Origin of the sequence: Pseudomonas koreensis (genome assembly GCF_025447595.1) — a bacterium.
GTDB classification, from domain to species: Bacteria; Pseudomonadota; Gammaproteobacteria; order Pseudomonadales; family Pseudomonadaceae; genus Aquipseudomonas; species Aquipseudomonas koreensis_H.
The window spans coordinates 35,271-49,410 of the sequence record NZ_JAOEJU010000029.1 but is presented as its reverse complement, the minus strand read 5'-3'; the positions used below and the strand labels follow the sequence as shown (position 1 = coordinate 49,410).

General features: G+C 59.6%; 14 protein-coding genes. 2 read left to right on the top strand and 12 right to left on the bottom strand.

Features of this window, described 5'->3' with window-relative positions:
- Positions 1 to 134: 134 nt before the first annotated feature.
- From N8H71_RS25760 to puuE, 6 genes are all read right to left on the bottom strand, one after another.
- Entirely contained in the window at positions 135 to 1,493 is a 1,359-nt protein-coding gene (locus N8H71_RS25760) for a nucleobase:cation symporter-2 family protein (RefSeq protein ID WP_262196152.1), read from the bottom strand.
- Positions 1,494 to 1,663: 170 nt separating this feature from the next.
- The gene (locus N8H71_RS25755) at positions 1,664 to 2,977 is read right to left on the bottom strand and encodes a urate hydroxylase PuuD (protein ID WP_064378710.1); all 1,314 of its coding nucleotides are present in this window, start codon (positions 2,975 to 2,977) and stop codon (positions 1,664 to 1,666) included.
- Positions 2,978 to 3,028: 51 nt separating this feature from the next.
- Entirely contained in the window at positions 3,029 to 3,532 is a 504-nt protein-coding gene (locus tag N8H71_RS25750; protein WP_027613342.1) for an ureidoglycolate lyase, read from the bottom strand.
- Positions 3,533 to 3,649: 117 nt separating this feature from the next.
- The gene (gene alc / locus N8H71_RS25745; protein WP_007960036.1) at positions 3,650 to 4,645 is read right to left on the bottom strand and encodes an allantoicase; all 996 of its coding nucleotides are present in this window, start codon (positions 4,643 to 4,645) and stop codon (positions 3,650 to 3,652) included.
- An 87-nt stretch (positions 4,646 to 4,732) separates the two neighbouring features.
- The gene (gene uraD / locus N8H71_RS25740; RefSeq protein ID WP_262196151.1) at positions 4,733 to 5,248 is read right to left on the bottom strand and encodes a 2-oxo-4-hydroxy-4-carboxy-5-ureidoimidazoline decarboxylase; all 516 of its coding nucleotides are present in this window, start codon (positions 5,246 to 5,248) and stop codon (positions 4,733 to 4,735) included.
- Positions 5,245 to 6,171 (bottom strand): allantoinase PuuE, encoded by a 927-nt coding sequence (gene puuE / locus N8H71_RS25735; RefSeq protein WP_262196150.1) that lies wholly within the window; start codon positions 6,169 to 6,171, stop codon positions 5,245 to 5,247. The genes uraD and puuE overlap by 4 nt, the downstream gene beginning before the upstream one ends.
- Positions 6,172 to 6,601: 430 nt before the next feature.
- On the opposite strand from puuE, the gene uraH reads away from it, so the two are divergent.
- Positions 6,602 to 6,955: a hydroxyisourate hydrolase gene (gene uraH, locus N8H71_RS25730; RefSeq protein WP_262196149.1), complete on the top strand. Its 354-nt coding sequence runs from the start codon at positions 6,602 to 6,604 to the stop codon at positions 6,953 to 6,955.
- Positions 6,956 to 7,059: 104 nt separating this feature from the next.
- On the opposite strand, the gene N8H71_RS25725 is transcribed toward uraH, so the two are convergent.
- From N8H71_RS25725 to N8H71_RS25710, 4 genes are all read right to left on the bottom strand, one after another.
- On the bottom strand, positions 7,060 to 8,700 hold the full coding sequence (locus N8H71_RS25725) for a hypothetical protein (RefSeq protein ID WP_262196148.1): 1,641 nt from the start codon (positions 8,698 to 8,700) through the stop codon (positions 7,060 to 7,062).
- A 158-nt stretch (positions 8,701 to 8,858) separates the two neighbouring features.
- A complete protein-coding gene (locus N8H71_RS25720; RefSeq protein WP_262196147.1) occupies positions 8,859 to 9,488 on the bottom strand; it encodes a LysE family translocator in 630 nt (209 codons plus the stop codon).
- An 87-nt stretch (positions 9,489 to 9,575) separates the two neighbouring features.
- A complete protein-coding gene (locus N8H71_RS25715) occupies positions 9,576 to 10,925 on the bottom strand; it encodes an NCS2 family permease (protein WP_007960018.1) in 1,350 nt (449 codons plus the stop codon).
- Positions 10,926 to 11,121: 196 nt separating this feature from the next.
- Complete coding sequence (locus tag N8H71_RS25710) at positions 11,122 to 11,565, bottom strand: MarR family winged helix-turn-helix transcriptional regulator (RefSeq protein ID WP_011333199.1); 444 nt, start codon at positions 11,563 to 11,565, stop codon at positions 11,122 to 11,124.
- 82 nt (positions 11,566 to 11,647) lie between these two features.
- Here N8H71_RS25710 and N8H71_RS25705 point away from each other — a divergent pair, with 82 nt between their 5' ends.
- Entirely contained in the window at positions 11,648 to 12,814 is a 1,167-nt protein-coding gene (locus N8H71_RS25705) for a PLP-dependent aminotransferase family protein (RefSeq protein ID WP_262196146.1), read from the top strand.
- Positions 12,815 to 12,847: 33 nt separating this feature from the next.
- Here the strand turns inward: N8H71_RS25705 and N8H71_RS25700 are convergent, their stop codons facing one another.
- Together N8H71_RS25700 and folE are read right to left on the bottom strand one after the other, a co-directional pair.
- On the bottom strand, positions 12,848 to 13,219 hold the full coding sequence (locus N8H71_RS25700; RefSeq protein WP_007960011.1) for a glutathione S-transferase N-terminal domain-containing protein: 372 nt from the start codon (positions 13,217 to 13,219) through the stop codon (positions 12,848 to 12,850).
- A gap of 102 nt (positions 13,220 to 13,321) precedes the next feature.
- Complete coding sequence (gene folE, locus N8H71_RS25695) at positions 13,322 to 13,867, bottom strand: GTP cyclohydrolase I FolE (protein WP_010456659.1); 546 nt, start codon at positions 13,865 to 13,867, stop codon at positions 13,322 to 13,324.
- Positions 13,868 to 14,140 lie beyond the last annotated feature (273 nt).

Below are 14,140 nucleotides of genomic sequence, written 5' to 3'. Positions count from 1 at the left end.
TTTTATTGTTTGAGGCAGGGCGTCGCTGACCCCTGTGGGAGCGAGCTTGCTCGCGAAAGCGGTGGGTCATTCAACATTGATGGTGACTGATCCGGCCTCTTCGCGAGCAAGCTCGCTCCCACAGGGTTACTTCGTTAATGCGGGTGTGCGTGGCAGTCGTTGATCGCGGCGCGTTCGGCGCCGCCGAGAATGTTGAACAACAGGTTCAGCGTCAGCGCGCTGAGGGTGGCCATGGCGATCCCGCTGTGGGTGATCGGGCTCATCCACAATGGCAGGTGGGCGAAGAACTCCGGGCGCACCACCGGGATCAGGCCCATGCCGATGCTCACGGCTACCAGCAATTGATTGCGACGGTCGCCCATGTCGGCCTCTTGCAGGATCTTGATGCCGGTCGCCGCCACCATGCCGAACATCGCAATCGCCGCACCACCGAGCACCGCCGGTGGAATCGATGCCACCAGAAACGCCGCTTTCGGCAGCAGGCTCAAGACGATCAGCAAACCGCCGGCGACGATGGTCACCGAGCGGCAACGCACGCCGGTCATCTGCACCAGGCCGATGTTCTGCGCGAAGGAGGAGTGGGTGAAGGTGTTGAAGAATCCGGCAACGAACGAAGCGCCGGCATCACACAGCAGGCCGCGACGCAGCATGCGCGGGCAGACTTCCTGGCCGGTGATTTTGCCCAGCGCGAGGAACATCCCGGTGGACTCGACGAAGATGATCACCACCACCAGGCACATCGACAGGATGGGTGCCAGTTCGAACTTCGGCATGCCGAAATGCAGCGGGGTGACGAACTGAACCCACGGCGCGTTGGCCATGCCGCTCAGGTCGACCATGCCGATGGCGCCGCAGAGCACGTAGCCCAGGCACATGCCGATCAGCACGGAAATATTGACCCAGAAACCGCGCATGAAGCGGTGGATCAACAGAATGGTGGCCAGTACCAGTGCGGCGATGGCCAGGTAAATCGGTGAACCGAATTGAGCGGCGCCAGCGCCGCCACCGGCCCAGTTCACGGCCACGGGGAACAGCGACAGACCGATCGAGGTGATGACCGTGCCGGTCACCAGAGGCGGGAAAAAGCGTACGACCTTGGACATGAACGGCGCGATGATCATGCCGAAGAACCCGGCGGCGATGGTGGCGCCGAAGATTCCCTGCAGACCGATGCCGGGCATGCCGGCCATGGCGACCATGCTGCCGACGGCGGCGAAACTGGCGCCCATCATCACCGGCATGCGAATGCCCATCGGGCCGATCCCCAGGGATTGCACGATGGTGGCGATGCCGGCGACCAGCAGGTCGGCGTTGATCAGGAAGGCGATTTCTTCACGACTCAGGCCAGCGGCCTGTCCAATGATCAGCGGTACCGCGATGGCGCCGCCGTACATCAGCAGTACATGTTGCAAACCGACCAGGATCAGTTGCAAAAGGGGCAAACGCTGAATGGCGGGTGCGTCGGGGATGCGCGCTTTGGACAGCTCGGACATGCAACACCTCGGATCTTTTTTATTCTTGTGATGAACAGCGGCCGGGTTGCTTGCCGCTGTCCTCTTTGCATCAGGTAAACCGCGTTGCGGCGATTCGCGAGCAGGCTCGCTCCCACAGGTACTGCATGACCTGTGTGGGAGCGAGCTTGCTCGCGAAGCTTTTTTGCTGCTTAGTTGGTCTGGGCTCCCTGGGCGATCCATGCACCGATCAGGTCACGTTCCTGCTGGGTCATCTGTGTGATGTTGCCCAGTGGCATGATCTGCGTGGTGATGGCTTGCGCCTGGATCCGTGCCGCGTTCTGGCGGATCTGCTCGGGGGTGTCGAACATCACACCGGCCGGTGCAGCGCTGAACAGCGGGCTGGTCGGTTTGGCCGAGTGGCAGACCGCGCAGCGTTCCTGGATCACGTTGTGCACCTTGTCGAACGCAGGGCCGGCGTTGGACGCCTGGGCCGGAGCTGCGGCCGGTGCAGCAGGGGCGGCTGGTTGTGCTGCTTCAGCCGGTTTCGCGCCACCACCCAAAGCTGTTTCCGGCAGCGGCTGGTACTCGATTTTCGCAGGCGCCTTGGCCACGTCCGGAGCGGTCGACATCGGCGCAGGGCCGGTGACGTACGCCAGACTGATCATGCCCACCGCCGCCACTGGCAGGGTCCAGGCAAACTTGTGGCTGTCGTGACGGGTGTTGAAGTAGTGACGCACCAACACCGCCAACACCGCGATCCCGGCGAGGATCAGCCAGTTGTACTGGCTGCCGTAAGTGCTCGGGAAGTGGTTGCTGATCATGATGAACAGCACCGGCAGGGTGAAGTAGTTGTTGTGACGCGAACGCAGCAGGCCTTTGGCCGGCAGGGCCGGATCCGGCGTGCGGTTCTCGGCGATCGCGGCCACCAGTGCGCGCTGCGCCGGCATGATGATGCGGAACACGTTGCCGACCATGATGGTGCCGATGATCGCGCCGACGTGCAGGTATGCACCACGACCGCTGAACACCTTGCTGAAGCCATACGCCGCGCCGATGATCAGCACGAACAGGATGAAGCCGAGCAGGGCAGGTTTCTTGCCCAGAGGCGAATCGCAGAGGAAGTCGTAGATGAACCAGCCGGCGATCAGCGAACCGATGCCGATGGCCACGCCTTCAGGGCCGGTCAGGCCGCTGCCAGGTGCCACGAGGTAAAGCACGGGGTTGGAGTAGAACACCACGCAAAGGAGCGCGATCCCCGACATCCAGGTGAAATAGGCTTCCCATTTGAACCAGTGCAGGTTCTCCGGCATCGACGGAGGGGCCAGTTTGTATTTTTCCAGGTGATAGATACCGCCGCCGTGGATCGCCCACAGATCACCGGCAAGACCAGTTTTCGGGTTGACGCGGTTGAGGTTGTTCTCCAGCCAGACGAAGTAGAACGACGCGCCGATCCAGGCCACGCCAGTGATCATGTGAACCCAGCGCACGCTCAGGTTCAGCCATTCCAACAGATGTGCTTCCACAGTCTTTACCTCTCGCCTGTCACTCTTGTTGTCGAGTGATCAGACCTTCTCTTATTGGTGGGGGGCGAGGATCAAACGCTCATCCTCTTTGAAAAAATGCTCATCGCAGTTATTGCCTGTGCCACTGCGATCAACCACCAGGAAGTCATCCCGCTTTTCGATCGTCAGCACCGGGTGGTGCCAGACGCCGCGATGGTAATTGATGCCCTGCCTGCCGTTGGTGACGAAGGCGCGGACCAAGCCTGATACAGGTACATCGCCAAGTGGCGCGACCACGATCAGAAAGGGGTTGCCGAGCAGCGGAATGAAAGCCTGGCTGCCCAGCGGATGGCGTTCCAGCATGCTGACGGTCAGCGGCATGTCCTGCGCGTCGGCGCGGAAGATGCTGATGATCGCGTTGTCCTCAGGCGTCGCGGTTTCGACCGTCGCCAGTTTGTGGAAGCGCATGGTCGAACCGTTGTTGATCATGAAGTGATCGCTGCCGTCGGTTTCGATCACGTCACCGAAAGGGGCGAAGGCTTCTTTGGTCAGCGGTTCAATCGTCAGTGTGCGCATGCTGTTCTTCTTATCCGAATTCTGTGTTGTTTGATCTGACGCTTTCGCGAGCAAGCTCGCTCCCACAGGAATTGCGATCAATGTGGGAGCGAGCTTGCTCGCGAATGGTCGCGCCGCTTACTTCGCTACCTTGCCGAGAACGCGCAGGCGGCTCACACCACCATCCGGGAACACGTTCAGGCGGATGTGGGTGATCGGGCCCAGTGCCTTGATCTGCTCGACGAAGGTGTGTTCGGCGTGCATTTCCAGCTTCTGGCTTGGCAGCAGTTCGCGCCAGAACAGCGACTGGGTTTCGATCTGGCTGTCGGTGCCGCCCTTGACGAACGCGCCCTGGATCGAGCAGGTGTCCGGGTAGTTGCCCTTGAAGTGCAGGGTGTCGACGATGATTTTTTCGATCTCGCCCGGGTGGCCCAGTGCGACGATGACCCAGTCATTGCCCGGGGTACGACGACGTGCGGTTTCCCAGCCGTCGCCCATGTTGATGCCACGGCCCGGGTTGAGGATGTTACTCATGCGGCCGAAGTGTTCGTCGGAGCAGGCGAGGGCGCGGCCACCGTTGAGGGCTGCGGCCAGGTCGACTTGCTCGTTGTCGCCAACAGCCGACCAGTCGCGGAACGGAATGCCGTACACGCGCAGACGGGCCACGCCGCCATCCGGGTAGATGTTGAAGCGCAGGTGGCTGAACGCCTTGTCGTTGCTGATTTCGTGGTAGTGGTGGCTATTGCCTTGCAGCTCGACGGCCGACAGCACTTCAGTCCACTGGGTGTTTTCGTCCGGCTCGCCCGACGCCAGGAAGCAGGCTTCCAGCGAGGCCGATGGCGGGAAGTTGCCGGTGAAGAATGAAGTGTCGATGTCCACGCCTTTGATCGAACCCGGTACGCCCAGGCGGATCACCGCGCTGTCGTAGCCTTCGAAGCGCTTGCGGCGGGACTCCCAGCCGTCCATCCACTTGCCGTTGTCATCGAACACGCCCTCCTTCCACACGGCCGGGGTCGGCTGAAACAGACGATTGGCGTCTGCGAACCAGTCATCGGTGACCGAGATGATTTTGGTGCCCAGACGGGCATCGGCCAGGTTGACGAACTTCTCGAAAGGTACGGCGTAAGCTTTCATTCTTCTTGTCTGCCTTTAAATAAGTGGCTTGGGATGCTTGCAGGGCCCTGGGTGCTCTCCGCGTTTGATGCACTCGGGCCAGGCTTGCTAGAGAGTCAGTAATCGGAACAGGGCGATCTTGTTGATCTCCGCCAGCGCGCATTTGAACTCGGTGTCGACCGGGTTGTGAATGCGCGTTTCGAACGCCGCGAGGATCTGATGCCGGTTGCTGCCTTTTACCGCCATGATGAAGGGAAACTTGAACTTGGCTTTGTAGGCGTCGTTCAGCTCGGTGAAGCGCTGGAACTCTTCGGCCGTGCATTGGTGAATACCGGCGCCAGCCTGTTCATTGGTGCTGGCTTCGGTCAACTCGCCCTGGACGGCAGCTTTGCCGGCCAGGTCCGGGTGAGCGTTGATCAGTGCCAGTTGACTGGCGTGATCGGCGCTCAACAGGATGTCGCTCATGCGCTGGTGCAGGGTTTCGATCTGGTCGATCGACGCGTCCTGGCCCAGGTCGAAGGCCTTCTCGGCCACCCATGGCGAATGTTCGTAGATGTCGGCGAAGGCTTTGACGAAGGCGTCTCGGCTCAGGGTCGACGGTTTCAGGCTTTGAAAGGTGCTCATTTGGCAACCCCTTGGTACGGGTGGGTTTCGTGCCAGTGACGCGCGATGTCGACGCGACGGCTGAACCACACCTGTTCATGACTTTTAGCGTATTCGATAAAGCGCTTGAGCGACGCCAGACGCGCCGGGCGGCCTACCAGACGGCAGTGCAGACCGATCGACAGCATCTTCGGTGCTTCGGCGCCTTCGGCATAAAGCACGTCGAACGCGTCTTTGAGGTATTCGAAGAAATCGTCGCCCTTGTTGAAACCCTGGACCTGGGTGAAGCGCATGTCGTTGGTGTCCAGGGTGTACGGGATCACCAGGTGCGGTTTGCCGGTCGGGTTGTTCGGTTCCCAGTAGGGCAGGTCGTCGTCGTAGGTGTCGCAGTCGTAGAGGAAACCGCCTTCTTCCATCACCAGGCGACGAGTGTTCGGGCCGGTGCGGCCGGTGTACCAGCCCAGCGGGCGTTCGCCGGTGAGTTCGGTGAGGATGCGGATCGCTTCGAGCATGTGCTCGCGTTCCTGCGCCTCGTCCATGTACTGATAGTCGATCCAACGGTAGCCGTGGCTGCAGATCTCGTGACCGGCCTCGACCATCGCGCGGATCACGTCCGGGTGACGCTGGGCGGCCATGGCCACGGCGAAGATGGTCAGTGGAATGTCGAATTCCTTGAACAGTTTCAGGATCCGCCAGACACCGGCGCGGCTGCCATACTCGTAAAGCGATTCCATGCTCATGTTGCGCGCGCCTTGCAGAGGCTGGGCCGCGACCATTTCCGAGAGGAAGGCTTCCGATTCTTTGTCGCCGTGCAGAATGTTGCGCTCGCCGCCTTCTTCGTAATTGAGTACGAACGACAGGGCGATCCGGGCATTGCCCGGCCAGTGTGGGTGAGGAGGGTTACTGCCGTAACCGATCAGGTCGCGTGGGTAGTCAGCGCTCACTGCAGTCTTCCTTCTTATTCGTTGACAGATTGTGTGGCGCCCTGAAGTTTGGATGGCAGGCTGGCGTCACAGCGATGGGCTGATTGTATACAACTTTATTCTCAATTTGTAAGCCTGATTTTTCGCATTTTTCATCGGCTGTCATCTTTTGCTGTTATTGGCGTGAGCCTGCAAGAAACCTGCCTGACCAGTCAGCTAATGGATTGGGGGTTCAATGGATGCAAGGTTAAACGGCAAATCACCGGGAAATCGAAGGATGGCGGGGGTAGGAGGAAAAATGTCGTTTTTATTGTGTACAATTTTTTTGAAAAGTGTCTTAATCAATCGCTCGCCGCAACTTTTCGTGCTCCGAAACGGTGCGGTCTCCTTTTCAACTGACTTCGGGAGGCGCGAAGTCTGACTGCTCCACGCAGGCAGGCGCGCAGAATCAATGGGACGTTTGACAACACACGTTTTGGACGCTGCACACGGTTGCCCGGGCAGCTCGATCAAGGTCGAGCTGTACCGCGTTGAAGGTTCGCACCTGGAATTGGTCGCCAGTGCGCTTACCAACAGCGATGGTCGGGTCGATGCGCCGCTGCTGCAAGGCGATGACTATCGTACCGGTGTCTATCAGGTTCAGTTCCACGCCGGCGATTACTACCGCGCCTGTGGCGTCCAGTTGCCGGAGCCGGCATTCCTGGACGTGGTCGTGCTGCGGTTCGGTATCTCTGCCGAACAGGATCACTACCACGTACCGTTGCTGATCTCGCCTTACAGCTATTCCACCTATCGGGGCAGCTGACCCCCAAGCAGCTGCCCCTGCCGGGAAGCGACTGCGCATATAGCTTCTTTGGTCTTTCGCCCGCTCACACTGCGGGCTTTTTTTGGCCTCGCGCCTGCGAAGCCTCAAATCCTGGCGTAATCATCCCTGACAATGAAAAACGTATCCGGATAAGTGGCGAGTGTCTGTGCGCCTCCCCTGAGCCAGATCACCTTGTTCACTGCATGGGCCGCTTCTACGGCTTGCGCGGCGTCTGACCCCACCTGATCGATCAGCCTGATATTCGAGGCTTTCGGGTCCTGCTTCATTGGCTGAGGTATCTGGCGGCCTTTGATGCGATGCAGGCTGAGAAAAAAAACGAAATCGTGTCCAGTTCGCTTGAAGACCACTGCCGCAAAGCTTTGTGCAGGGCTGGGCTCGAAAACGCTGTAACCATTACGTGTCAGAAGCCCCGCTGCGAAGCGCTTTATATCGACCGCCGAATGGCTCGGCATGAAATAACTCCATTCCTGTCGAAACCGGGCCGGGTCGAAATCCAGTCGACGCAGGCCGTTTTTCACGCCGGCAACGGGCAGCTCGATTTTGCGGTTGATACTGGATCCGGCGCGCGGCAATGATTCGAGCATCAGCAGCGGGTCGATCAGCTCCGGACGCGGATTGACGGTGCCGGTTTTCCAGTCATTGAACGCTTGGCGCAACAGGGTCAGGCCGGTGCCGGTCGCCAGCTCGGAGCCATTGGCAAGCATGAATTGTCGTTTGGCGACGTTGTGCAGGGTGACGTCCGCCAGCTCGGGGAAGTAGGTCGCGACGGTATCCCTCATCGGTCTCTGGAATGGAAGGGTCGGATCGATTTCCCAGTGGAGTTCTGGAGGAACACGAATGGCGCCGCGAGGTTGCTGCAGTAAATCGACCCGCAATGTCCGATCCAGCGACGCATAGTCGTAGATCATGTGGTTCGGATGCTTGACGTAGACAATGGGATGATTGGGCTCGGTGCCGCGGGGCAGGGCCTTGTAATTGACCCCTTTGATGTTGATGTCGTCAGCTGAAACATGATGGGCGGTAATGCCCCAGGTCTTCCAGGGATCGTTCAAGGTATCAAACGCTGTGATCTGCTGTGCGCCGATGTCGGTAATCGTGCGGTCCGGGCCGATCGATTCGCCGCTCGGTTGTCCATCATTGGTCATGCGAGGACGTTTGGAGGGTGTGACGTGTGTGCGGTCATCGGATAGGGCGATGCGGGTGACAGACAATCGGGAGGCGTCAGTGTCCAGTGAACTCTCCGGTGCCACGGCGCGCCATTGTAGTGTGCCTGGCACCTGCTCGAGTCGAGGGCCGGACGCCCAGAGTTCGGTCGCCAACCGGGCTCTGAGCCGGCTTTGCAGATCCGTGCCGAGCAGAACGGTTCTGCCATCGGTCAGGTCGACGTAGGTGTGCGGCCCGGCCTTGCGAAACCCCGTCAGTAGATCGGGCTGGGGCAATCTGTCGACGATCCGCGGAGCAAGAAAGTAGTCCGTGACCGGACGCTCGTTTTCGATACGGGCAATATGGGTTTCGGCGGGTAGATCGGCTATCTGGAGTGGTGGCGGTGTGGAGGGGGGCGGATCGGTTTGTCCGGGATGCGGGGTGGCTGTCGGGTCGAGGTGCTGATAGTCGACATGCAGCGGCTGCCTGACGGATATTTCAGGCGTCGTGTCGCGCAGAGTCGGGGTGCTTTGGTCTGAAGCAGGTGGGGTTTTCGGGCGGATCGGCTTTTTCGGGCTCATTGATCGTTTTGCTCAGTGCATCCAGTTGATGGTGCGCTCGATCATCTTCAAGCCGGGGCTGTCCCGTGTAGTACATATGTTTATCGGCTGAGGCAGTTGATGCCGGGTGTTTCCGGTGCCGCCACTTCGACGGGAAATGGCGGCATGCCCATCGCAAATCAGTGGCTGCTCAGCAAGGAAGCTGCACCTGCACCACCAAACAATCCGGCGCTGATGCGGTTGAACCAGCTCTGACCCTTGCCGCTACGCAGGTAACGCGCTGCGCCGTGGGCTCCAAGTCCATAAGTCAGCTTGCACAGCAGGTCGAGGACGGTCCAGGTGGCGATCATCACCAACAACTGTGGCAGGAAAGGTTGTTCGGCGCTGAGGAACTGCGGCAGGAATGCGGCGAAAAACAGAATGTCTTTCGGATTGCTGGCACCCAATACGAAGGCCCGTCCGAACAGTGCGCGGAATCGCGGAACCGGCGCTGCTTGCGGTACCTCGGCACCCACCGATGGCTGGCGCGATTGCTGCCAGCTCTGCCAGGCAAGGTAGAACAGGTACAGCGCGCCGACGATTTTCAGCGCGCTGAACAGTTTTTCCGACGCCAGCAGCAGGGCGCCCAGCCCCAGCGCCGAAGCGCTAAGCAGGCAGATCGATGCGATCACTCCGCCGAGAAAGGCCGGATACGACCGGCGCAGACCGTAATTCAGACTGTTGCTGATCATCAGCAACGACAGCGGCCCCGGAATCAGGATCACCACCAGCGCAGCGCCGCTGAACAGCAGCCAGGTTTCCAGACTCATCACTTGCTCCTTTTTATCGTTATCAAGAATGTGCAAAAGCCCCACCCGGTGGGGTGAGGCTGTTTTGAAGCGTGAACCGCGTAGCGCTTACAGGAAGATGAACTTGGCGATGAAGATCGCGCAGAGCACCCACAGGCTGACGGAGATCTCTTTGTATTTACCGGTGCCGGCCTTCAGCGCGACATAGGTAATGAAGCCCAGCGCGATACCGTCGGCGACCGAGAAGGTGAGCGGCATCATGATCGCGGTGACGATGGCCGGAATGCTGTCGGTCGCTTCGTCCCATTCGATGTGCGCCATGCCGCCCATCATCAGCATCGCTACGTAAATCAGCGCACCGGCGGTGGCGTAAGCGGGAATCATGCCGGCCAGCGGTGCAAAGAACATCGCGGCTATAAATAGCACACCCACGGTGACTGCGGTAAGACCAGTCCGACCACCAGCGGCTACACCAGCGGCACTTTCCACATAACTTGTCACTGGCGGGACACCGACCACTGCACCGAAAACGCTGGAGGCGCTATCGGCCTTCATGGCGCGGGAAAGGTTTTCGATACGACCGTCAGCGTTCACCAGGTTGGCGCGCTGGGCGACGCCCATCAGGGTGCCGGCGGTGTCGAACATGTGCACGAACAGGAAGGCCAGGACCACGCTGATCATGCTGACGTTGAACACGCCGGCGACGTTCATGGCCATGAAGGTCGGCGCCAGGCTTGGCGGGGCGGACATGATGCCCTCGTAGTGCACCAGACCAATCCCCCAGCCGGCCAGGGTCACGGTGATGATGCTGATGAGGATCGCGCCGAACACTTTGTGGTAGCTGAGGATCGCGATCATCAGGAAGCAGATGGCGGCAAGCAGCGGACCGGGTTCACGCAGCGAGCCGAGCTTGATCAGGGTAGCCGGGCTATCGACGACGATGCCGGCGGTTTTCAGGCCGATCAGCCCGAGGAACAAACCTACACCGGCGCCCATCGCATAGCGCAGGCTGACCGGAATGCTGTTGAGCAGCCATTCGCGAATGCGCGAAAAGGTCAGGATCATGAACAGCACGCCCGAGACGAACACCGCACCGAGCGCGGTTTCCCAGTTGTAGCCCATGGTGCCGACCACGGTGTAGGTGAAAAACGCGTTGAGGCCCATGCCCGGCGCCAGGCCTACCGGCCAGTTGGCGTAGAGGCCCATCAGCAGGCAGCCCAGCGCAGCGGCGATACAGGTCGCGACGAAGGCTGCACCGTGATCGATCCCGGCATCGGCCATGATGTTCGGGTTGACGAAAATGATGTAGGCCATGGTGATGAAGGTTGTCAGACCGGCAATCAGCTCGGTCTTCACCGTGGTGCCATGCAAGCTGAGTTTGAAGATGCGCTCAAGCAGGCCATTGCGTAACGGCGGCGAGAGTTCCAGCGTCGATGCTTCGGATTTGCGGCTTTCCACAGCGAGTACTCCTCAAGAGTTTTATTGTTATTTCTAGGGCCGGACCCATGAGGGGTGGCAGCGGCCCTTTGAGGCATACGCGAATTTGTTGACCATGCGGTCAGGAACTCGCACGCTGTGGATTATGCTTTTGTGTACAAATAAAGCAAATATTGTTTTTGGTTTTGTGGACGAAAATACTGGCGATCAAGCTATATCACTCGTTCGGGCGGTTGGTTCCCAGCGCCAGATTCACCGCCAACCAGCCGTTTACCGCCGTTTCTCCAGCTTCGGCAAACACGCGTTCGAGTAATTTCACCTGTTCCCGGCGCAGCGCCTGTTCAAATTTCGCGCCTTCAACGGTCAGTTCCAGCAGGCGTTTACGCTTGTCGGTCTCCGACGCCACGCTGTCCACCAGATGCATTTCCTGCAGTTGCCGCAACGGCATGTTCAGCGCCTGCTTGCTGACGCCGAGCAGCGCGAGCAATTCCTTGACGCTCAGGTTCGGGTAGCGAGCGATGAAAAACACGATGCGTTGATGCACGCGGGACAAGCCGCGACGCTCAAGCATTTCGTCGGCCTTGGCAGTGAACGCCTGGTAACCGAAGAAAAACGCTTCCATGGCTTGTTGTTGGCTGGCGCAGTTTTTAAGGTCAAGCATATTGACGTTTCCAGAGAGGGTGTCGTAATTTCAGTCAACAAGTTTGACTCATATTTCCCATGCCTCGCTAGCGGTGACTTCCATGGCTTTTTCCGAACGTGTCTCACGCCTCAAAAGTTCTCTGATCCGTGAAATCCTTGCCGCGGCCCAACGCCCGGAGGTCATGTCTTTCGCTGGCGGTTTGCCTGCCGAAGCCATGTTGCCGAAGGTTGAATGGGCCGACATGCCGCTTTCTCTCGGCCAGTACGGCATGAGCGAAGGCGAGCCGGCATTGCGCGAAGCGCTGGCAGCAGAGGCGAGGGCGCTGGGTTTGCCGTGTGAGGCGAGTCAGGTGCTGGTGGTCAGCGGTTCCCAGCAAACCCTAGACCTGGCGGCCAAGCTCTACATCGACAAGGGCACCGAAATCCTGCTCGAAGCGCCGACGTATCTGGCAGCCTTGCAGATCTTCCAGCTGTTCGGCGCCGATTGCCTGACCGTGCCGCTGGAGGCTGACGGGCCGAACCTCGCCCAGTTGCGTCAGCGTCTGCAGCAGCACCGTCCTGCGTTCATCTATCTGATCCCGACCTTCCAGAACCCGTCCGCCGTGCGCTACAGCGAAGCCAAGCGCGCTGCCGTCGCGGCATTGCTCGACGAATTTGGCGTGACCCTGATTGAAGATGAGCCTTATCGCGAGCTGACCTTCGACGGCGGCAGCGCCCAGCCGATTGCCGGACGTTTGAAGAAATCCAGCTGGATCTACACCGGCACCGTGTCGAAAACCCTGCTGCCGGGCCTGCGTGTCGGATATCTCATCGCCAGCCCGGATCTGTTTCCGCATCTGCTCAAACTCAAGCAGTCAGCGGACCTGCACACCAACCGCATCGGTCAGTGGCAGGCGTTGCAGTGGATCGGCAGTGAGAAATATCAGCAGCACTTGAGTGAATTGCGCGGCTTCTACCGTCAGCGTCGCGATGCCTTTCAAGCAGCGCTGGAAACTCACTTCGGCGATCTGGCGGACTGGAACACGCCGCAGGGCGGGCTGTTTTTCTGGCTGACCCTGAAGCAACCGCTGGACACCCGCACGTTGCTGAACACCGCGTTGGCCAACGATGTGGCGTTCATGCCGGGCGAACCGTTCTTCCCCGAGCCGGATCGCAATCCCGGTCATCTGCGCCTGAACTTCAGTCACATCGATCCGGCACGACTGGACGAAGGGCTCAAGCGTCTGGCGGCGGTGGTGCGTCAGGCACAGGCAGCGCAGGCGGCATAAAAAAACCGGCCATCAGGCCGGTTTTTTTTTGAGTCAGACTGCGGCGAACCGCTTGTTCAGATATTCGATGATCGTGTTGGACTCGTACATCCAGGTGGTCTGGCCGTTCTCTTCGATACGTAGGCACGGCACTTTGATCTTGCCGCCCTGTTCCAGCAGGGTCTGGCGATCCTGTTCATTGTTTTTCGCATCCTTCAGGGCCACCGGAACGTTCAGGCGGCGCAGGCTGCGGCGGGTCTTCACGCAGAACGGGCAGGCGTGGAACTGATACAGGGTCAGGTCCTTGGCGGCGGCGTCAACCTGAGCCTGGGCAGCGGCGGGGCGCTGTTTCTTGCCCGGGCGGGTCAGGAAATCAACGAAGATGATCAGTTGGCCGAGGCCGACACGAAGCGCTTTGACGAACACGTTACAAGCCTCACAGGGACATTGAAGAAGGCGCGCAGCTTACCCGATTTTTCACGGACGAAAAAAAACCGGCGATCAACGCCGGTTTTTTTCTGTCACGAATTACTTGATCAGGCTGAGAAACTCGCTGCGGGTCGCTGCGTTTTCACGGAACTCACCGAGCATCACCGAGGTGATCATCGACGAATTCTGTTTCTCGACACCGCGCATCATCATGCACATGTGCTTGGCCTCGATCACCACGGCCACGCCCAGCGCGCCGGTGACCTGCTGGACCGCATCGGCGATCTGGCGGCTTAGGTTTTCCTGGATCTGCAGGCGGCGGGCGTACATGTCGACGATCCGCGCGACTTTCGACAGGCCCAGCACTTTGCCGCTCGGGATGTACGCGACGTGGGCCTTGCCGATGAACGGCAGCAGGTGGTGTTCGCACAACGAGTACAGCTCGATGTCCTTGACCAGCACCATTTCGCTGTTGTCGGAGCTGAACAGGGCACCGTTGGTGACCTCTTCGAGCGTCTGTTCATAACCGCGGCAGAGGTACTGCATGGCTTTGGCGGCACGCTTTGGCGTGTCGAGCAGGCCCTCGCGGGAGACGTCCTCGCCCAGTTGGCCGAGAATCGCGGTGTAATTCTGTTCCAGTGTCACAGAGGCTGATTCCATAAGGGTTTCAGGGGGAACTGTTTCTGTCTGTTCCAATTGTGTGCCACTCAAACGCTATCATTTTTCCGGATTCCACCCCCGAAACGAACTGGAGTGATCCATTGGGTTCTGGTCGATAGCGACATCTGAACGCCATGAGTGGATTGAGTGGCAATGATTGCAGGGTTCATACCCGCCGTGGGGCACATGGTAGCGTAACTGTGACGGCAGTTGTATTGCCGATGGTGAATCCGCGGTGCGGGTTGCTCAGCTTCGAGG